An 18,952-nucleotide genomic window follows, 5' to 3' on the forward strand; every position below is an offset into this window, starting at 1 on the left:
GGTGTCGGTCCGGAGCCCTATCGTGGAGTCTGTGGTCGAAGCGCGACGTACGGGGGCAGGGCGATGGATGGGATCGATGGCATGAGTGAGGTGGCCGTAACGAGCGCGGTGGCGGAAGGCGGCGTGGTGGCGGAGAGTGACGCGCTGCGGACCCTGCACCGCGTCTTCGGGTATGACGCGTTCCGCGGCGAGCAGGAAGCGATCATCGACCACGTGGTCGCGGGCGGGGACTCCGTCGTGCTGATGCCCACCGGTGGCGGCAAGTCGCTCTGCTATCAGATCCCGGCCCTGGTGAGGCCCGGCACCGGCGTCGTCATCTCCCCCCTCATCGCGCTCATGCAGGACCAGGTGGACGCGCTGCGGGCACTCGGCGTGCGGGCCGGATTCATCAACTCCACACAGGACTTCGACGAGCGGCGCGTGATGGAGGCCGAGTTCCTCGCGGGGGAGCTCGACGTGCTGTATCTGGCGCCGGAGCGGCTGCGCCTCGAGGGGACGCTCGACCTGCTCTCCCGCGCCAAGATCTCCGTCTTCGCGATCGACGAGGCGCACTGCGTCGCGCAGTGGGGCCACGACTTCCGCCCGGACTATCTGGCGCTCTCCCTCCTCGGCGAGCGCTGGCCGGACGTGCCGCGCATCGCGCTGACGGCGACGGCGACGCACGCCACGCACCGCGAGATCACCGAGCGGCTCGGCATGCCGGACGCCAAGCACTTCGTGGCGAGCTTCGACCGGCCCAACATTCAGTACCGCATCGTGCCGAAGGCCGAGCCGAAGAAGCAGCTCCTGGCCTTCCTCAAGGAGGAGCACGCGGGCGACGCGGGCATCGTGTACTGCCTGTCGCGCAATTCGGTGGAGAAGACCGCCGAGTTTTTGTGCAAGAACGGCATCGAGGCCGTTCCGTACCACGCGGGTCTCGACGGCCGGATGCGAGCCGCCCACCAGTCCCGCTTCCTGCGCGAGGAGGGCCTGGTCGTCTGCGCCACGATCGCCTTCGGCATGGGCATCGACAAGCCGGACGTCCGTTTCGTCGCCCACCTCGACCTGCCGAAATCGGTCGAGGGGTACTACCAGGAGACGGGCCGCGCGGGCCGCGACGGACTCCCCTCCACGGCCTGGATGGCGTACGGCCTGCAGGACGTCGTCCAGCAGCGGAAGATGATCCAGGGCAGCGAGGGCGACGAGGCGTTCCGCCGACGGGCGGCGTCGCATCTGGACTCGATGCTGGCCCTGTGCGAGACGGCCCAGTGCCGCAGGGCCCAGCTCCTCACGTACTTCGGCCAGGAGGCGGACGCCCCGTCCTGCGGCAACTGCGACACGTGCCTGACGCCCCCGGAGACCTGGGACGGCACGGTCCCGGCGCAGAAGGTCCTCTCCACGATCGTGCGGCTCCAGCGCGAGCGCGGCCAGAAGTTCGGCGCGGGCCAGATCATCGACATCCTGCTCGGCAAGAAGACCGCCAAGGTCATCCAGTTCGACCACGACCAGCTCTCGGTCTTCGGCATCGGTGAGGAGCTCGCGGAGGCCGAGTGGCGGGGCGTGGTGCGGCAGTTGCTGGCCCAGGGGCTGCTCGCGGTCGAGGGGGAGTACGGCACGTTGGTCCTGACCGAGGAGAGCGGTTCGGTCCTCGGCCGGGAGCGGGAGGTGCGGTTGCGCAAGGAGCCGAAGAGGCCGGCCGCGGCGAAGGCCCCCAAGGGGGAGCGCAAGGCGAAGGCCGCGGCCGCGGTCGCGGAGCTGCCCCAGGAAGCGGTGCCGGTGTTCGAGGCGCTGCGGGCGTGGCGCGGTGCGCAGGCCAAGGAGCTGGGCCTGCCGGCGTACGTGATCTTCCACGACGCCACGCTGCGGGAGATCGCCGTGCTGCGGCCTTCGTCCCTGTCGGAGCTCGGCGGCATCAGCGGGCTCGGCGAGAAGAAGCTGGCGACGTACGGGGAGGGCGTGCTGGGGGTCCTCGCGGAACTGGGGGGCGAGGCTCCTCCGGCGCCCCCGCAGGCCGCAGTGCCCCCGCAGGCATCGGAGCCCCCGGAGGAGGAGTGGCCGGAGCCCCCGGAGGACTTCTGAGCGGCCCGAGCTGGGGGCGCCCCGCAGGGGCGCGGGGAACTGCGCGACCGGCCACGACGGTGGCCGCGGACGAACCGCGAGGTGGGTGGCCGGGGGTGACTCCACCCCCGGCCGGCAACCTTACCGAGCCGAGGCGACCCTGCCAGAAACCTCGCCGAGACCCACCCGGGTCCCATCCGGCCCCGGGGCCCACGCAGCCAGCGTGACCTCGTCACCATCCTCCAGGAACGTCCGCTTCCCGTCCGGAAGGACAAGAGCGTCGCGGCCGTTCCAGGTGATCTCGATCAGGGAGCCGTACTGCCCCTCGGAGGGCCCGCTCACGGTGCCCGAGCCGTACAGGTCGCCCGTGCGCAGGGACGCGCCGTTCGCCGTCATGTGCGCCAGCTGCTGGGCCGCCGTCCAGTAGACGGTGGAGAAGGGCGGCTCGGAGATGACGTGGCCGTTCAGGGTCACGGTGATGCGCAGGTCGTAGCCGCCGGGTTCGTCGGCGACGGACTCCGCCGAGTCGTCCAGGTAGGGCAAAAGCTCGTGCGTGCGCTCCGGAGGGGCGACCCGTGCCGCGTCCAGGGCCTCGAGGGGGGTGATCCACGCCGAGACCGAGGTGCAGAAGGACTTGCCGAGGAACGGCCCGAGCGGGACGTACTCCCACGCCTGGATGTCGCGCGCCGACCAGTCGTTGAGGAGGGTCAGCCCGAAGACGTGCTCCCGGAAGTCCGCGAGCGGCACCGGCGTGCCCAGGTCCGACGGCGTACCCACGACGAAGCCGACCTCGGCCTCGATGTCGAGGCGGACGGACGGCCCGAAGACCGGGGCCGTCTCCGCGGGGGCCTTGCGCTGCCCCGAGGGGCGTACCACCTCGGTGCCGGAGACCACAACGGTGCCCGACCGGCCGTGGTAACCGATGGGGAGATGCTTCCAGTTGGGGGTCAGCGGGGACGGCGCGTCCGGACGGAAGATCTGGCCCAGGTGTGTCGCGTGGTGCTCGGAGGCGTAGAAATCCACGTAGTCGGCGACCTCGAAGGGGAGGTGCAGCGTGACCTCGGACAGGGGGTACATGAGGGGGCGCACGACTTCGCGGTGCGCCGGGATCGTCACCCAGGCAGTGAGCGCGCGCCGCACGTCGGACCAGGCCGTGCGGCCAGCGGCGAGCAGCGGGTTGAGCGTGGGTCCGGCGAGCAGCGAGACATAGGGCGAGCCGAGCGCGGCGGCCGCCGCGGCCGTGTCGAGGACGTGATCGCCGAGCCGTACGCCGACGCGGCGCTCTCCTGCTCCGGAGGTGCCCTCGGGCCCCGTGGCCAGGGAGAACACGCCGTACGGGAGGTTGTGCGGCCCGAAGGGATCACCCTCCGCGAGAGCGAAGGGGTCGCCTACGGAGCGGACGGAAGGGTCGCTCCCGGCCGGATCGAGCGGGGTGTGCTCGGACATGCGTACCTGCCTCGCTTTCCATATGGGTGTGCCACACGTTACGTGGGAACCCCCGGTTGGGGCAGTGTCTAAAGAGTTCGCAATGTCCGAATAAACCTTGCTGGAGTGGTCAGTTCCGGCTTAGCGTCCTTTGGGGGGACACGGACGGGGTGGGTCCGGGTCATACGGAGGGACACGTGGGGGGACCCGTGGCCATGAGGAATGACAGCGTGCCCTTCGCGGTGGACCGTGAGGTGCCCGGCCTGATCGTGAAGTTCGGAAACTATCCGCTGCACCACGGCGGCGTCGGCGCGATCCGCAGCCTCGGACGACTCGGCGTGCCCATGTACGCGATCACGGAGGACCGTTACACACCGGCGGCGGCCTCCCGCCATCTGACCGGCGCGTTTCCCTGGCCGACCACCGGGGTGGAGGAGCCGCAGCGGCTCGTCGAGGGGATGCTGCGCATCGCGCGCCGGATCGGCAGACCCACGGTCCTGATCCCGACCGACGAGGAAGCGGCCGTCCTCATCGCCGAGCACCAGGAACCGCTGGCCGCGGCGGGGTTCCTCTTCCCGCGCGTGGAACCGCGGTTGCCCCGCCGCCTCGCCAGCAAGCAGGGCCTGCACGAGCTGTGCGTGGAGCACGGCATCGCCTCGCCCGCCGCGTCCTTCCCCGAGTGCTATGGGGACATCGAGGAGTTCGCCGCCGGGGCGATCTTCCCGGTGGTCGCCAAGAACCGCGAGGCGTTCACGCGCCGCTCCCGGCCCGCGGTGAACGGGACGACGCGCATAGCGACCCCGGAGGGCCTGCTCTGCCTCGCCCGTGGCTGGGGCGAGCGGCCCGGAGTGATCCTCCAGGAGTATCTGCCGCGGGAGCAGGCCGAGGACTGGATCGTGCACGCGTACTTCGACGCGGACTCGGCGCCGCGCGCGATGTTCACAGGCGTCAAGGTGCGCTCCTGGCCGCCGCACGCGGGAATGACGGCGAACGCGTACGTCGTCGACAATCCGGAACTCGCGGACCTCGCCGCACGTTTCATCAAACAGATCGGCTTCACCGGCGTCATCGACCTCGACCTCCGCTTCGACCGGCGCGACGGTCAGTACAAACTGCTCGACTTCAACCCCCGTATGGGTGCGCAATTCCGGCTCTTCGAGAGCGAGTCCGGGATCGATGTGGTCCGCGCCATGCATCTGCACCTGACGGGGCGCCCGGTTCCCAAGGGGGAACAGCGCGCCGGGCACCGGTATGTCGTGGAGAACATCGACCTGCCCGCCCTCCTCGCCTACCGCCGCAGTGGCTACACGACTCCGCACGCGCCTCCACGCGCGAACGGCACGGAACTGGCGTGGCTCGCGGCGGACGACATGAAGCCGTTCTTCACGATGCTCGCGCGTTTCGTGCGACCCGGGGCGAAGCATCTCTATCAACTGTGGCGGACCAACCGCCGCGGCAGCAGCCCACCACCCACGAAGTAGGCATACGGCACACGGCACACGCGGCAAGTGACGTCCTGGGGAGGGACTTCGTGATCCATCCGGTAGCAGTCATCGGGGCGGGGCCGTACGGCCTTTCCACCGCTGCCCATCTGCGGGCCAGAGGCATTCCCGTACGGATCTTCGGTGATCCGATGGTGAGTTGGCGCGCGCACATGCCCGCGGGGATGCTCCTGAAGTCGACCCCCGTGGCCTCGAACATCGACGCGCCGCAGCGCGGCCACAACCTCGTCGACTACTGCGACGCGGCGGGGATACCGCGCCTGGTCACCGACGAGGACATCGTCCCGATCGAGACGTTCATCGCTTACGGGGAGTGGTTCCAGCAGAAGCTCGTGCCCGAACTGGAGCAGGTGCGGGTGGTGTCGGTCGAGCGACGCGGCACGGCGGGCTTCGAGCTGAAGCTGGACTCGGGGGAGCAGTTCACGGCGCGTGCGGTCGTCGTCGCGACCGGCCTGTCCGGACTCGCCCATGTCCCGCGCGAACTCGCCTCGGTCGCACCGGACGGGCCGACCCCCACAGGGCCCGTCTCGCACAGCTCTCAGCACCACGACCTCTCACGTTTCTCCGGCCGTGAGCTGATCGTCGTCGGCGCCGGGCAGTCCGCGCTCGAAACGGCGGCGCTGGCGGCGGAGGCGGGGGCGCAGGTGCGTGTCGTGGCACGGGGGAGGGGCGCGGTGGACTTCGGCGACCCGCCGTGGAAGCAGCCGAAGCTGCGTCCGGAGTCACCGTTCGGCCGCGCCTGGTCGTTGTACGCGATCAGCTATCACGCCGATCCGTACCGCCATCTGCCCCCACAGGCCCGCCACTTCCTGGTCCGCCGCATCCTGGGCCCTCTCGGCGCGTGGTGGCTCCGGGACCGCTACGAGGGCAAGGTGGAGACGCGGGAGGTACGCAGGATCATCAAGTCCGAGGTGCGGGAGGACCGTTCGCTACTTCGGGTGGAGACGCCCGGCGGCCGTATCCGGGAGCTCAGCGCGGACCACGTGATAGCGGCGACGGGCTACCGCGTCGACATCGCCGCGATGGACTTCCTGGGCCCCGCACTCCGAGCCCGCCTGGCCACGAGCCGCGGCACCCCGAGGCTGGGCGCGGGTTATGCCTCGTCGATCCCCGGCCTGTACTTCACGGGCATGCTGGGCGGCTCGTCGTACGGCCCGATCATGCGGTTCGTCTGCGGCACGGAGTTCGCTTCGCCGCGGGTGGCTCGGCATGTGGCGCGGGTGCACGGCTGAGTCGGCGGGGCAGTGACGCCTCGGCCGTCAGGTGTCCCGACGGCCGAGGCGTGTGGGGCGCTCAAGGAACTCTCCGAGCGCCCCCACCGACATCTCCAGGTCCTGCCGCGCCACATCCTGCGCGGGAAGCTGCTCACGGTGCCGCAGGAGAAGACTCTCCGCCGCCTCGAAGGCCGCGGCGAGGACGTCCTCGGCCGGTGACGCGTCGACGAGCCGCTCCCCGCCACCCCGTGTGGTGATCAAGCTGTCCTTGCCGAGAGCGAAGTCCAGCAGGAAGGACGAGTCGGAGCCGATGAAGCGGAAGCTCTTCCGCTTGTGCTCCACGAGGGCCCGCAGGCCGTCGAGCAGCTCACTCACCGCCACGAAGATCATCATTGACTGGTCCGGGGTATGCCCGCGCGAGGTAACCACCCCCTCGCTGCCTCGGAGCTGCCTCGGACCTCCATGTCGCCGAGCGCGAACCCCTCTGACGGCGGCCCGAGTTCGGAGGCGTCCACCTGGAACGAGAAGCTGATCACGAATAACTCTTCCGACCGGGAAGAACGCGGTGATGTCGCGGGCGTCGAGGTGAATCCAGCCCTCCAGTACTACCTCAGGGACGGTTCGCGGAGACACGTCCCGGTGAATCCTGCGAGCAACCCGTGAGCGCCGGTTGTGCGACCAGCGCACTTCGCGCGTCACAGCTCTTGTGACGTTGCTATCGGCAGCGCCCGGGATCCGTATTCTCTGGATCATGGCTGCACCCCTCGCATATTCACTCATCGCCACTGACCTGGACGGAACGCTGCTGCGCGGCGACGACACCGTCTCCGACCGGTCGTTGGCCGCGCTGTCGGCGATCACTGAGGCGGGGGCGCACCACCTGGTGGTGACCGGCCGACCCGCGCCCCGGGTGAAGCCGCTTCTCGACGATCTGGGCGGCGGTGGACTCGCCGTCTGCGGGCAGGGGGCGCAGTTGTACGACGCCGGCGCCGACCGCCTGATCTGGTCCGTGACGCTCGACCGGGAGCTGGCCGAGGCCGCGCTCGGGAAGATCGAGGCGGAGGTCGGGCAGGTCTACGCCGCCGTCGACCAGGACGGGGTGGACGGGCTCACCCTCATCGAGCCGGGGTATCTGATGCCGCACCCCACGCTGCCCGCCGTGCGCGTCCACAAGCGTGACGCGCTCTGGGCCGAGCCCATCAGCAAGGTGCTCCTGCGCCATCCCGAGCTGACCGACGACGAGTTGGCCGCCGTCGCCCGCGATGCCGTCGGGCCCCTCGCCACCGTCACCATGTCGGGGCCCGGCACCGTCGAGCTCCAGCCGCGCGGGGTGACCAAGGCGACCGGGCTTGCCCTGGCCGCCGAGCGGCTCGGGAAGTCCTCCGAGGACACCATCGCCTTCGGGGACATGCCCAACGACGTGCCGATGTTCGTGTGGGCGGCCCGCGGCGTCGCCATGGCCAACGCCCACCCCGACCTCAAGTCGGCCGCCGATGAGGTGACTTCGTCCAACGAGGACGATGGGGTGGCTGTCGTCCTTGAGCGGTTCCTCGCCGCGGGGACGCGCTAGCCCGCCGTCCTCGGGATCCGCTTCTCCCACGTCCGGTGGAACACCACCTCGTCCCCCTCCTTGCACACCACCTCGTTCGACGTGATGAAGTCCGTCGCGTCGCAGGTGATCTCGGAGCGGGAGGTGATCGACACGTCCCATGCCAGCTCGGGGCGGTGCAGCCGGATGAACCAGTCGGAGCGGGTGCGGGCGGAGAGCGGGTCGGACTCGTTGATCGTGTACGTCTCCACCGCGTCCTCGGTGAATTCCAGGCCGTCCGGGTAGACCCGCGTACCGCCGTAGCGCGGGTCCACCTCCAGCCGCCATTCGCCCTTCGCCACATCGCGTACGACCAGGCGCTCGGGACGCGGCTCGTCGAGTGTCGCGGGGTACACGACCCCGAGCGGCTCCGACTGCTCGGGAGCGGAGAAGGTGATCGACGGGTCCAGATCCCCCTCCCGGACCGGGAGTTCGAGCGCGCTGCCCGCCGGGTCGAGGACGAAGCCCGCCGAGTCCGCCTGCGGCCAGATCCACGGCCAGTACGCGGACGACACCGCGAGGCGGATCTTGTGGCCCGGCGGGAACGTGTGGCCGATCGCGTTCAGTTCGAAGGTGACGTCTTCCGTCTCTCCCACCGGCCACGGGTCCACGCGGTCACGGCCGTTGCGGGCCGAGAGGTTCAGTACGCCGCGCGTGACCAGGGTCGACGAACCGTCCGGCGCCACGTCGCAGACCCGTGCGATGGCCTGGCCGGACGGAGTGTCCATCGTCAGGCGCAGCTTCACCTTGGGGCGGCCCAGAATGCGTACGGCCGAGGGGACCTCGAACTCGAAGCACGCCGACTTCGCGTCCTCGTCCCGCTGGTCCGGCGGCAGGTCCGCGTCGTTGCCGAAGGGGAAGTACCGGCCCGCGTCCAGGCCCGTGTGCTGGGGCGAGTTGACGATCATCGGGGCGCCCTGGAGGGCGTACGGGGTCGGCGTGACGTTCGGCGATGGCCAGGAGGGGTCGCCGACCCAGCCGCCCGGCAGCTCGGCGTACACCGTCGCCGGCGGGTGTGAGTCGCTGATCCAGGAGCGGAGCCTCGGCTCCGCCATGACGCCCGTGTCGATGCCCTTGAGGTGGTGGTCCCACCACCTGAGCGTCTCCTGGAGGAAGCCGATCGCCGGGCCGGGCGGTAGGCCCCGGTCCGGGTACTGGTGCGACCACGGGCCGATCAACCCCCGCACGTCACCGTGCAGATGCTCCACCAGACGCAGGACGGTGTCCCGGTAGGGGTCGTGGAAGCCGCCGACCGCGAGGACCGCCGCGCCGATCGCCGAGTAGTCCTCGCAGACGCTGCCGTGCTGCCAGTAGGCGTCCCGGGTCTGGTGGTCGAGCCAGGTGTGGATGAAGGGGTCCACGGCTTCGAGGCGGCTCAGCCACATCTCCCGCCAGCGGTCGCCGACGAACAGCGGGTCCGGGGGCCGGGAGACGAAGGCGAGCATGGTCGCCGCCCACGCGTGCATGTCCACCGCGAGGACGGAACCACCCATGTAGTGCACGTCGTTGTCATAGCGGTCGTCCGCGGAGCAGACCGTGACGATCGCCTTGAGCGGCTCGGGCGCGAGGGCCGCGATCTGCAGGGAGTTGAAGCCGCCCCAGGAGATGCCGAACATGCCGACCTTGCCGGAGCACCAGGGCTGCTCCGCGAGCCAGTTGACGACCGCCACCCCGTCGGCCAGTTCGACCGGGGAGTACTCGTCGCCCGGCATGCCCTCCGAGTTGCCGTGCCCCCGCACGTCCACGCGCACGGAGGCGTAGCCGTGGCCCGCGTACCAGGGGTGGCGCTGGAAGTCGCGCGGCGCCGTCCAGTCGCTCAGCCGGTAGGGGAGGTACTCCAGGAGCGCGGGGACGGGTTCGTCCGTCACCGGGCGCCAGATGCGCGCGTACAGCTTGGTCCCGTCCGGGAGGGGTACCTGGACGTCCTCGCGGGTGGTCTCGTACGGGAAGGACTGGCGAATCTGCATGGTCTGCATGGGGGGAACCTCTGTGTCCTCAGTGGACGGGGTGCATGGTGCGGCGGAGCCACGGGGCGAGCAGGATGACGGCGACACCGGCGGCCACCGCGATGGCGCCGTTCACGCCGAAGTACGCCGGGTTGGAGACCTCTCCGTACAACTTCACGACCTGCGCCTGGATGCCGTTGGCAAGGGCGAGCGAGAGGAACCAGAGGGCCATGGTCTGACTGGCGAAGGCCTGGGGTGCGAGCTTCGTGGTGGCCGACATGCCGGAGGTCTCCACGAGGATGTCGCCGAGGCCGAGCAGCAAATACGAGCCGACGATCCACCAGACCGCCATCTTGTAGGTGTCGTCGCCGTGCCCGGAGGTGGGGAGCACCATCAGGAGGAACGACAGGCCGCCCAGGATCACGCCGAACGCGATCTTGTTGGAGGCGTGCGGCTGGCGGTGACCCATCCGGGCCCAGACCGTGGCGACGACGGGGGCGAGCGCGACCTCGAAGGCGCCGAGCGCGGAGGCGTACCAGCTGGCGGGGAAGGTGAAGCCGAGGATCGACGTCTCGGCGTTCGTCGACGCGAGCAGGATCATCGTCGAGTAGGCCTGGAAGAGGATGAAGTTGAAGACGACCGAGGCGAGGAAGAGCACCACGTACGGCCTGAGGCGGCCGCGTTCCTCGGACGTCACCCGCGGGCTGCGGAACATGACCGCGAAGTAGACGATCGGCGCGATCACCGAGACGACGGTGAGCAGGTCGACGAAGCGGTCCATCGTCAGCCAGCCGACGGCGGCGAGCACACCCGCGACGGCGGCGAACGCGAGGATGCCCACGACGATCAGGACGACCGCGCGGCGCATCGCGTCCTTGGGCAGTGCGTATTCCGCCGACGCCTTGCGTCCGGCGAGGTGACGGCGCCCGAGCACGTACTGGATCAGGCCGAAGGTCATGCCGATCGCCGCCGCCGAGAAGCCCCAGTGCCAGCCCTTGTGGTCGCCGAGCCAGCCGGTGATCAGGGGGCCCGCGAAGGCGCCGATGTTGATGCCCATGTAGTACAGCGCGAAGCCCGCGTCGCGCCGGTCGTCGTCGGTGCGGTAGAGCTTGCCGACCATCGAGGCGACGTTCGGCTTGAGCAGGCCGGTGCCCGCGCTGATCAGACCGAGTCCGACCCAGGTCATCGTCGCCGTCGGCACGGCCATCGAGTAGTGGCCGCAGGCGATGAGGATGCCGCCCCACAGGACCGCGCGGTACGAGCCGAGGATGCGGTCGGCGAGCCAGCCGCCGGCCACCGAGACGAGGTAGACGAGTGTTCCGTACGCCGCCGACACCGAGGCGGCGGTCCCGGAATCCATGCCCATTCCGTCGTTCGCGACGGAGTCCGCGAAGTACAGGACGAGGATGGCCTGCATGCCGAGGAACGAGAAACGCTCCCAGACCTCGAGACCCGAGAGGGTGAGCAGTCCGCGCGGCTGCCCGAAGAAGGCGTGGTCGTCGCCGGGCGGCGGCTCCGTCGGCGGCTCCGCGGGCGGTTCGGTGTCGGGCTCAGTGCGGGACAAAGGTTCTGCTCCGGGTTGTTCTGGTGCGTATCAGCTGATCAAGAACATACCGGCGGTCACCGCACGCCGCCTGGGCGGCATTGCACAGGCGGGTGCCCACTGTGATCGAAAGGCGACCGGATACGCTGACTTGTGTGATGGCAGCGACACATCGACAAACCGTGTCATCGACGCGATCATCACGCAAAGACCGACCGAGTGATGATCGACCGAGTGACCGACTTGTGATCGTCAGCAGACAGGAGAACCCCTCGTGACCGTCGTCGGGCCCTTCGGCCTCAGCGTGCGGGACCAGGCTCTCGAAGCCGATGTCCAGGCCGGATTGGCGGCCGTCGAGGAAGGTCTGCTCGACGCCACCAAAAGCGGGGTCCCCTTCATCACGGAGGCCGCGCAGCATCTGGTGCGCGCGGGCGGCAAGCGGTTCAGGCCGCTCCTCGTGATGCTCGCCTCCCAGTTCGGCGATCCGTACGCGCCGGGCGTCGTGCCCTCCGCCGTCGTCGTCGAGCTCACGCACCTCGCGACGCTCTACCACGACGACGTGATGGACGAGGCGGACGTGCGCCGTGGCGTCGAGAGCGCCAACCAGCGCTGGGGCAACTCCGTCGCCGTCCTCACGGGTGACTTCCTCTTCGCCCGCGCCTCGTACATCCTGGCCGACCTCGGCCCGGACGCCGTCCGCATCCAGGCGGAGGCCTTCGAACGCCTGGTCACCGGCCAGATCCTGGAGACGGCGGGGCCCACCGAGGGCCGTGACCCGATCGACCACTACCTCGACGTGCTCGGCGGCAAGACCGGCTCGCTCGTCGCCGTGGCGTGCCGGTTCGGCGCCATGATGTCCGGCGCCGACGAGACCGTCGTGGACGTCCTGACCCAGTACGGGGAGCGGCTCGGCGTCGCCTTCCAGCTCGCCGACGACGTACTGGACATCGCCTCCGACTCGCACGAGTCCGGCAAGACGCCCGGCACCGACCTGCGCGAGGGCATCCCCACCCTTCCGGTCCTGCGTCTGCGCGAGCGGGTGGAGAAGCTCGGTCTCCCCGAGGACATCGCCCTGTCGGAGCTCCTGGACACGGACCTGACGGACGACGCGCGGCACGCCGAGGCGCTGGCCAGGCTGCGGGTCCACCCGGCCCTGGAGCAGGCGCGCAAGGACACCGTGCGCTACGCGGAGGAGGCGCGGGACACCCTCGCGCCGCTGCGGGACTGCGACGCGAAGACGTCCCTCGTCGAGCTCTGCGATCTGGTGGTGCACCGGGCGGGCTGAGCCTCCCGGCGCGCGCGATGTGCGTGACCTAGGTCACATTCTCCGGCCGGTCCTGGATTGAGTCCGGGATCGGATCCAATCCGTACCTATGCCCGGAAGCTGACGCAGTGGGGCGTCGGCTCAGGTACGGGGAGATTTCTGGCCATGGGTACTTTTGGTACTTCCGGCATGTTCGCGCACCGTCGCCGGGCTCTGCTCGCCGCCGGTGTCGCCGTCGCCGCGGCGGGAGGCGTGGCGGTCGCGGCACCGCCCGCGGCAGCGCACGACAGCAGCGGCGCCGGTGGCGGCACCCGCAGCACGGCATCCGTCTTCGTGGCGAGCATGAACGGCGCGAACGAGGTACCGGTGCAGGGCGGCCCCGCGGTGGGCGACAAGGACGGCCGGGCGCTCGAATTCGTCAAGGTGGAGGGCGACAAGGTGTCCGTCAGCGTCAAGTGGCGCGGAACGGACAAGCCGACGGCCCTCCACATCCACCAGGGAGCCAAGGGCGCCAACGGCGGCGTGAAGATCGACTTCACCGAGCTGCTCGGCAAGAGCAAGGGCCATCGCGTGACGGGCAAGGTCAAGGTCCACGACGCGGCGCTCCTTGAGCAGTTGAAGGCCGCTCCGAACAGCTTCTACGCCAACCTGCACACCGCCGAGTTCCCCGGCGGCGCGGTCCGCGGACAGCTCCACAAGGTCACCACGGCCTTCGACTTCCGTGACGCGGCGGCCAACTTCCAGGCCTCGGTGCTCAAGGGCAAGCAGATCTACGAGTGCAAGAAGGCCGAGGACGGTTCCGGCACGTTCGCCTTCGCGCAGCGTGACGTGCGCGCGAGGCTCGGCGGCGGCATCGCGCACGACTTCGTCGCCCCCAACTCGGGCACCCCGCGCTGGACCGCCCCCGACCGCAGCCAGGTCACCGCCAAGCTGATCTCCAGGACCCCTAATGGCGAGAAGAACATCCCCGAACTCGACCTGGCGGCCACGCAGACGGGCAAGCCGCGCGGGCTGCTCGCCGGCACCGCGGAGATCCTGCGCCTGAACACGGTGGGCGGGGTCGCGCCCGCGGGTGACTGCGAGCAGGGTGCCGTCGCGGAGGTTCCGTACCAGGCGGACTACGTGTTCGTGCAGCGCTGAACCCTGACTGCCCGGGCGGCGCTTCCCCTACTGGTCGGGGGAGGCGCCGCCGCTTTTTGTCATCCCACAGCAGTACATGGAGTTGCTCCCGGGGTCTGACGCTTCTCGCTGGCCGATTTGGTCGTATGGAGACAAGCAAGGTCCGGCAAGAACAACCACTCCTGACCTGTTCGGGTGAGAATGGCGGCGAGGAGTGGACGCACGCACGTACTGGGAAGGCCGCCGCCGACCACGGAGGTAGGGCACACAATGGCACCGTACGAACCGGAGCAGAACACCAGCGAGAGCGGGGAGCTGCGCGCGGGCCGTCGCAAGGCGGCGCGTTACGTGGTCCCCGTCGCGGTGGCGGGGGTGGCGGCGGCGACCATCGGGCTCGTCCCGGCGCTCGCCACGTCGGGCGACCCCAAGCTGCCCGACGTCACCGCCCAGGAACTCATCGAGAAGATCGCGGCGTCCGACACGGAGCAGCTCTCGGGCACCGTGAAGATCAGCACCGACCTCGGCCTCCCGTCCCTCGGCGGCGACATGGCCGGTGGCTTCGCCCCGGGCGGCGGCTCGGGCGGCGACTCCGGCGGGGACGGCGAGGGCTCGGCCGCGGACCCGCAGGCGAAGCTGATGGAGCTGGCCACCGGCACGCACACGCTGCGCGTCGCCGCCGACGGCCCCGACAAGCAGAAGCTGTCGATCCTGGACGACGCCGCCGAGTACAGCCTGATCCACAACGGCGACGACGTGTGGGCCTACGACAGCAAGTCGAACGAGGCGTACCACTCCAAGTCGGCGGGCAAGGGGAACGCCGGCGAGAAGGACGCCCCCAAGGACCTCCCCAAGAACGTCCCCTCCACGCCCAAGGAACTGGCGGAGGAAGCGCTGAAGGCGGTCGACGACACGACGTCGGTGAAGGTGGACGGCACCGCGCAGGTGGCAGGCCGAGACGCCTATCGCCTGGTCATCGAGCCCAAGCAGTCCGGCTCGACGATCGGCCGGATCACGGTCGCCGTCGACTCCGAGACGGGCACGCCGCTGAAGTTCACGCTCACCCCGTCCGGCGGTGGCAGCGCGGTCGTCGACGCGGGCTTCACCAAGGTCGACTTCGGCAAGCCGGCCGCTTCGACCTTCGACTTCACGCCGCCCAAGGGCGCGAAGGTCACCGAAGGCGACGACGCCGCGGCCGAGAAGCACGGCTTCAAGGACGGCGGCAAGGAGTTCAAGGGCGACAAGGGCAAGGAGTTCAAGGGCGGCGAGGACCTGAACGGTCTGAACGTCATCGGCGAGGGCTGGACCTCCATCGCCGAGCTCGAACTGCCGGGCGGCCAGGGCCTCCCGACGGGCGCATCCGGCGACGTTCCGCCGGACGCGCAGAACTTCCTCGACTCGCTCGGCGACAAGGTGTCGGGCGACTTCGGCTCGGGCACGGTCTTCAAGACGCGTCTGGTCAACGCCCTCATCACCGAGGACGGCAAGGTCTACGCGGGCGCGGTCACGAAGGAAGCGCTGGTGAAGGCGGCGAACGCTGCCAAGTAGCGTGCTGCGGCAAGGCGATTGAGCGGCGGGTCCGAGGTGCCGGGCAGGTGCCTCGGACCCGCCGTCACGACTTCGAGCGGGGGAGGGCGAGGTGCCGGGCAGCAGCGGCGGTGCGGCGGAAAGTGTCATCGAGACGTCCGGGCTGACCAAGCGCTACGGCAGGCAACTGGCCGTGGACCGGCTGAGCCTCACCGTCCCGGCCGGAAGCGTCTTCGGGTTCCTCGGGCCGAACGGCTCGGGCAAGACGACCACCATCCGGATGCTGATGGGCCTGATCGAGCCGACCTCCGGCCGGGCCAGGGTTCTTGGCCGCCCGATGCCGCGCGAGACACGCACCGTGCTCCCGCACGTGGGCGCGCTCATCGAGGGCCCCGCGCTCTACGGCTTCCTCTCGGGCCGCGACAACCTCCTGCGGTACGACGCCGCCGACCCGACCGCCGATCCGCGCACCCGCCGTGCCCGCGCCGATGCGGCCCTGGACCGGGTGGGTCTGACGGCTGCCGCGGGCAAGAAGGCGAAGGCGTACTCACTCGGGATGAAGCAGCGCCTCGGGCTCGCCGCCGCGCTGCTCCAGCCGCGCAGGCTCCTCGTGCTCGACGAGCCGACGAACGGCCTCGATCCGCAGGGCATGCGCGAGATCCGGGCGCTGGTAAGGGAATTGGCGTCGGAGGGCACGACCGTGTTCCTCTCCTCGCACCTCCTGGACGAGATCGAGCAGGTCTGCACGCATGCCGCGGTGATGGCGCAGGGCCGTCTTATCACCCAGGGCCCGGTCGCCGAACTGGCCGCGGGCGCGCGAGGGCGCCTGGTCGTCACGACGCCGGACACGGGTGACGCGGTGCGCGTCCTGAAGGAGCTCGGCGTGACGGATCTCGTCGTGGCGGAGGACCGCGTGACGGGCGAACCGCCGGGCGTGGGAGCAGGCACGCAGGCAGGCACGGAGGCAGGCACGGACCTCGCCGACCTGAACGCCGCGCTGGTCGGGGCAGGCGTACGAGTGCGGGGCTTCGGCGTCGAACGGGCCTCGCTGGAGGACGCGTTCGTGGCGCTGACGGGGGAGGGCTTCGATGTCGCGGGCTGAGACCGACGGCGTACGGGACGGCGTACGGGACGACGTGCAAGAGGTGACGGGCCCACCGGCGGTGCGGCGGATCTGGACCTTCGGGCTCTTCCGCAGCGAGCTCGGCATCACCTTCCGCCGCTGGCGGACCCTCGCGCTGCTCGGCGTGCTCGCCGCCGTGCCGATCCTCGTGGGCGTGGCCGTCAGGATCGAGACGAGCGACGGCTCGACGCTCGGCGGGGGCGGCGGCGAGGCGGGGGGCCCGGCATTCATCGCGCAGGTGACCAACAACGGCCTGTTCCTGGTCTTCACCGCGCTCGCAGCGACCCTCCCCTTCTTCCTGCCCATGGCGGTCGGTGTCGTCGCGGGTGACTCCATCGCGGGCGAGTCCAGCGCGGGGACGCTGCGCTATCTGCTCGTCGCCCCTGCGGGACGGACGCGCCTGCTGCTCGCCAAGTACGCGACAGCGATGACGTTCTGCCTGGTCGCGACCCTCGTCGTGGCTGTCTCCGCGCTTGCCGTCGGGGCGCTGCTCTTCCCGGTCGGCGAGGTCACCACGATCTCCGGCACCCGGATCGGCTTCGGCGAAGGGCTGCTGCGTGCCCTGCTCATCGCCCTCGTGGTCGCCGCGTCACTGATCGGTGTTGCGGCGCTCGGTCTCTTCGTGTCGACGCTGACCAGCAGCGGCATCGCGGCGATGGCGACGACGGTCGGCCTGCTGATCACCATCCAGATCCTCGACCAGATACCTCAACTGCACGCCATCCAGCCGTACTTCTTCTCGCACTACTGGCTGTCCTTCGCGGACCTGATGCGTGAGCCCGTCTACTGGGACGAGCTGGTCAAGAACCTCGGTCTCCAGGGCCTTTACGCGGCCCTGTTCGGCTCGGCGGCGTGGGCGAGGTTCGGGGCGAAGGACATCACGGCGTAGAGCCGCGGGGCGCGCGTCAGCTCTCGTACGGGTAGCGGGCGAGCGGCGGTTCCTGTGCGAAGAACGTCTTGGCGCGGGCGAGGGCCTCGGTGTCGTCGAGGACGTTGCCCGGCCGCGACCCGTTGCCGAGCAGGACGCCGCCGAAGTGCAGGGGGAAGAAGGCGGCCACGTGGTTCAGCGTGCCGATCAGCGGGTCCGCGACCTCCTCCTCGCTGTGGGCGAGCGCCGTCACGCCCCACAAGGTGCGGCCCTTCATGGTGTTCTTGAAGTCGACCTCCGGGACCTCCAGCCACGCGTCCCAGTAGTCCAGGTAGCGCTTGGTGGTGGCCGAGAGGGAGTACCAGTACAAGGGCGACACGATGACGATGTCCGTGGCGTCGAGGGTGGCGTCCAGGAGCAGCGCCTCGTTGTCGCCGGAGGGCCGGGGGCGGGCACGCGGGCGTGTGCTGTCGTGGCGCAGGTCCTCGAAGTCGGGCAGCGGGTGGTCGGCGAGGTTCAGCCAGCGCTGCTCGACGTCGGCCGGGAGCTGTTCGGCGGCCTTGCGGGCCAGTGTCTCCGTGTTGCCCTCGGGGCGGGCGCTGCCGAGGACGAAGAGGAACTTGCGGGTCATGGTGGGCCCCCTGGGTGTGTGGCGTGGCGGCGCACGGCCACGAGGACCGTGCAATTACCTGCGCTTGCACTATATGCATGCGCAGGTAATTGCGTCCAGGGGTACTCGGCTCAAGCGGCCGGGTCGGGGTGGGGGTGGGGGCCAGGGCCGGGCCCGGGGCCGGCCCTGGGTCAGGCGGAAAGCCCCCACACCGCGTACGCCACCGCGTCGCTGTTGTGGTCGAGGGCGGTTCCGTCGATGTTCGACTCCGTGTCGCAGGCGGAGTGGTAGCACTTGTCGAACGGCTCACCGGCCGTGCCGCCCCAGTTCTGGGCCTGCTCGGCGGTCTTCTTGTAGTCGGCGCCGCTGAACAGGCCGCCGACCGGCACGCCCGCGTCCTTGAAGGGGGCGTGGTCCGAGCGGCCGTCGCCCTCCTCGTCGGGCTCCGTGGCCAGGTCGAGGCCGCCGTAGAAGTCCTTGAAGGTCTTCTCGATGGTGGGGTCGTCGTCGTAGACGAAGTAACCCGGGTTCGGGGAGCCGATCATGTCGAAGTTCAGATAGCCCTTGATCTTCGAGCGCTCGTCCGCGGGCAGCTTGTCGACGTAGTGCGAGGAGCCGACGAGCCCCAGCTCCTCGGCGCCCCACCAGGCGAACCGCAGGTGCTTGGCCGGCTTGTACTGCTCGCGCGCCACGGTGAGCGCGGTCTCCAGGATCGCGGCCGAACCGGAGCCGTTGTCGTTGATGCCGGGGCCCGAGTCGACGCTGTCGAGGTGCGAGCCCGCCATGACGACCTGGTCGGCGTCGCCGCCGGGCCAGTCCGCGACCAGGTTGTAGCCGGTCTTGCCGTTGGAGGTGAACTCCTGGAGCGAGGTGGTGAATCCGGCCTCGTCCAGCTTGCCCTTCACGTAGTCGATCGAGGCCTTGTAGCCCGCGCTGCCGTGGGCGCGGTTGCCGCCGTTGGAGGAGGCGATGTTCTGCAGCTGCGAGAGATGGGCCTGGACGTTGGCCACGGAGATGTCCGGGGCTGCCGCCGTGGGGGCGGGGGCCGCGGAGGATATCGCGTTGGTGGTGAGGAGTCCGGCGACGGCTATGACGGCGGCTGCCGCGGCACGTCCGGGAACGGAGAGCTTCATGTGGGGGGCTCCGTGTTCTGTTGGGTTGTCGCGTGGGGGGTGCGGTGTTGCGTGGG

15 protein-coding genes are annotated in these 18,952 nt (G+C 70.1%); 9 read left to right on the forward strand and 6 right to left on the reverse strand.

Going from position 1 to position 18,952, the window contains the following annotated elements:
- Positions 1–81 precede the first annotated feature (81 nt).
- Positions 82–2,058, forward strand: a complete 1,977-nt coding sequence (gene recQ / locus ACWD02_RS38080; RefSeq protein ID WP_451219941.1) for a DNA helicase RecQ — start codon at positions 82–84, stop codon at positions 2,056–2,058.
- A 120-nt stretch (positions 2,059–2,178) separates the two neighbouring features.
- Here the strand turns inward: recQ and fahA are convergent, their stop codons facing one another.
- On the reverse strand, positions 2,179–3,483 hold the full coding sequence (gene fahA, locus ACWD02_RS38085) for a fumarylacetoacetase (protein ID WP_451219944.1): 1,305 nt from the start codon (positions 3,481–3,483) through the stop codon (positions 2,179–2,181).
- 194 nt (positions 3,484–3,677) lie between these two features.
- Here fahA and ACWD02_RS38090 point away from each other — a divergent pair, with 194 nt between their 5' ends.
- Both ACWD02_RS38090 and ACWD02_RS38095 read left to right on the forward strand, forming a co-directional pair.
- A complete protein-coding gene (locus ACWD02_RS38090; RefSeq protein WP_451219947.1) occupies positions 3,678–4,943 on the forward strand; it encodes a carboxylate--amine ligase in 1,266 nt (421 codons plus the stop codon).
- 50 nt (positions 4,944–4,993) lie between these two features.
- On the forward strand, positions 4,994–6,196 hold the full coding sequence (locus ACWD02_RS38095; RefSeq protein WP_451219950.1) for an FAD-dependent oxidoreductase: 1,203 nt from the start codon (positions 4,994–4,996) through the stop codon (positions 6,194–6,196).
- 27 nt (positions 6,197–6,223) lie between these two features.
- Here the strand turns inward: ACWD02_RS38095 and ACWD02_RS38100 are convergent, their stop codons facing one another.
- A complete protein-coding gene (locus ACWD02_RS38100; protein ID WP_451219953.1) occupies positions 6,224–6,571 on the reverse strand; it encodes a hypothetical protein in 348 nt (115 codons plus the stop codon).
- 358 nt (positions 6,572–6,929) lie between these two features.
- Between ACWD02_RS38100 and ACWD02_RS38105 the strand changes: the two genes are divergently transcribed.
- Complete coding sequence (locus tag ACWD02_RS38105) at positions 6,930–7,748, forward strand: HAD family hydrolase (RefSeq protein ID WP_451219956.1); 819 nt, start codon at positions 6,930–6,932, stop codon at positions 7,746–7,748.
- Here the strand turns inward: ACWD02_RS38105 and ACWD02_RS38110 are convergent.
- The gene (locus ACWD02_RS38110; RefSeq protein WP_451220033.1) at positions 7,745–9,733 is read right to left on the reverse strand and encodes a CocE/NonD family hydrolase; all 1,989 of its coding nucleotides are present in this window, start codon (positions 9,731–9,733) and stop codon (positions 7,745–7,747) included. The two genes, ACWD02_RS38105 and ACWD02_RS38110, sit on opposite strands and share 4 nt — an antisense overlap.
- 28 nt (positions 9,734–9,761) lie before the next feature.
- On the reverse strand, positions 9,762–11,276 hold the full coding sequence (locus tag ACWD02_RS38115; protein WP_451219959.1) for a peptide MFS transporter: 1,515 nt from the start codon (positions 11,274–11,276) through the stop codon (positions 9,762–9,764).
- A 253-nt stretch (positions 11,277–11,529) separates the two neighbouring features.
- On the opposite strand from ACWD02_RS38115, the gene ACWD02_RS38120 reads away from it, so the two are divergent.
- The 5 genes from ACWD02_RS38120 (at position 11,530) to ACWD02_RS38140 (ending at position 17,174) form a co-directional block, all read left to right on the forward strand.
- Positions 11,530–12,540, forward strand: a complete 1,011-nt coding sequence (locus tag ACWD02_RS38120) for a polyprenyl synthetase family protein (RefSeq protein WP_451219962.1) — start codon at positions 11,530–11,532, stop codon at positions 12,538–12,540.
- Between the two features lie 168 nt (positions 12,541–12,708).
- Entirely contained in the window at positions 12,709–13,659 is a 951-nt protein-coding gene (locus tag ACWD02_RS38125; protein ID WP_451219965.1) for a CHRD domain-containing protein, read from the forward strand.
- Positions 13,660–13,908: 249 nt separating this feature from the next.
- Positions 13,909–15,183, forward strand: a complete 1,275-nt coding sequence (locus ACWD02_RS38130) for a LolA family protein (protein WP_451219968.1) — start codon at positions 13,909–13,911, stop codon at positions 15,181–15,183.
- 91 nt (positions 15,184–15,274) lie between these two features.
- A complete protein-coding gene (locus ACWD02_RS38135) occupies positions 15,275–16,264 on the forward strand; it encodes an ABC transporter ATP-binding protein (RefSeq protein ID WP_451219971.1) in 990 nt (329 codons plus the stop codon).
- On the forward strand, positions 16,251–17,174 hold the full coding sequence (locus ACWD02_RS38140; RefSeq protein WP_451219974.1) for an ABC transporter permease: 924 nt from the start codon (positions 16,251–16,253) through the stop codon (positions 17,172–17,174). Before ACWD02_RS38135 ends, ACWD02_RS38140 begins: the two co-directional genes overlap by 14 nt.
- A gap of 16 nt (positions 17,175–17,190) precedes the next feature.
- Here the strand turns inward: ACWD02_RS38140 and ACWD02_RS38145 are convergent, their stop codons facing one another.
- The gene (locus ACWD02_RS38145) at positions 17,191–17,784 is read right to left on the reverse strand and encodes a flavodoxin family protein (RefSeq protein WP_451219977.1); all 594 of its coding nucleotides are present in this window, start codon (positions 17,782–17,784) and stop codon (positions 17,191–17,193) included.
- A gap of 170 nt (positions 17,785–17,954) precedes the next feature.
- On the reverse strand, positions 17,955–18,896 hold the full coding sequence (locus tag ACWD02_RS38150; protein ID WP_451219980.1) for a M28 family metallopeptidase: 942 nt from the start codon (positions 18,894–18,896) through the stop codon (positions 17,955–17,957).
- Positions 18,897–18,952 lie beyond the last annotated feature (56 nt).

This window comes from Streptomyces sp. NPDC002853 (genome assembly GCF_053591915.1).

Bases quoted from the DNA above. Each gene is read 5' to 3' on its own strand.
- recQ (WP_451219941.1), top strand. From the start codon at position 82: ATGAGTGAGGTGGCCGTAACGAGCGCGGTGGCGGAAGGCGGCGTGGTG.
- fahA (WP_451219944.1), bottom strand. From the start codon at position 3,483: ATGTCCGAGCACACCCCGCTCGATCCGGCCGGGAGCGACCCTTCCGTC.
- ACWD02_RS38090 (WP_451219947.1), top strand. From the start codon at position 3,678: ATGAGGAATGACAGCGTGCCCTTCGCGGTGGACCGTGAGGTGCCCGGC.
- ACWD02_RS38100 (WP_451219953.1), bottom strand. From the start codon at position 6,571: ATGATGATCTTCGTGGCGGTGAGTGAGCTGCTCGACGGCCTGCGGGCC.
- ACWD02_RS38105 (WP_451219956.1), top strand. From the start codon at position 6,930: ATGGCTGCACCCCTCGCATATTCACTCATCGCCACTGACCTGGACGGA.
- ACWD02_RS38110 (WP_451220033.1), bottom strand. From the start codon at position 9,733: ATGCAGATTCGCCAGTCCTTCCCGTACGAGACCACCCGCGAGGACGTC.
- ACWD02_RS38125 (WP_451219965.1), top strand. From the start codon at position 12,709: ATGTTCGCGCACCGTCGCCGGGCTCTGCTCGCCGCCGGTGTCGCCGTC.
- ACWD02_RS38130 (WP_451219968.1), top strand. From the start codon at position 13,909: ATGGCACCGTACGAACCGGAGCAGAACACCAGCGAGAGCGGGGAGCTG.
- ACWD02_RS38140 (WP_451219974.1), top strand. From the start codon at position 16,251: ATGTCGCGGGCTGAGACCGACGGCGTACGGGACGGCGTACGGGACGAC.
- ACWD02_RS38145 (WP_451219977.1), bottom strand. From the start codon at position 17,784: ATGACCCGCAAGTTCCTCTTCGTCCTCGGCAGCGCCCGCCCCGAGGGC.
- ACWD02_RS38150 (WP_451219980.1), bottom strand. From the start codon at position 18,896: ATGAAGCTCTCCGTTCCCGGACGTGCCGCGGCAGCCGCCGTCATAGCC.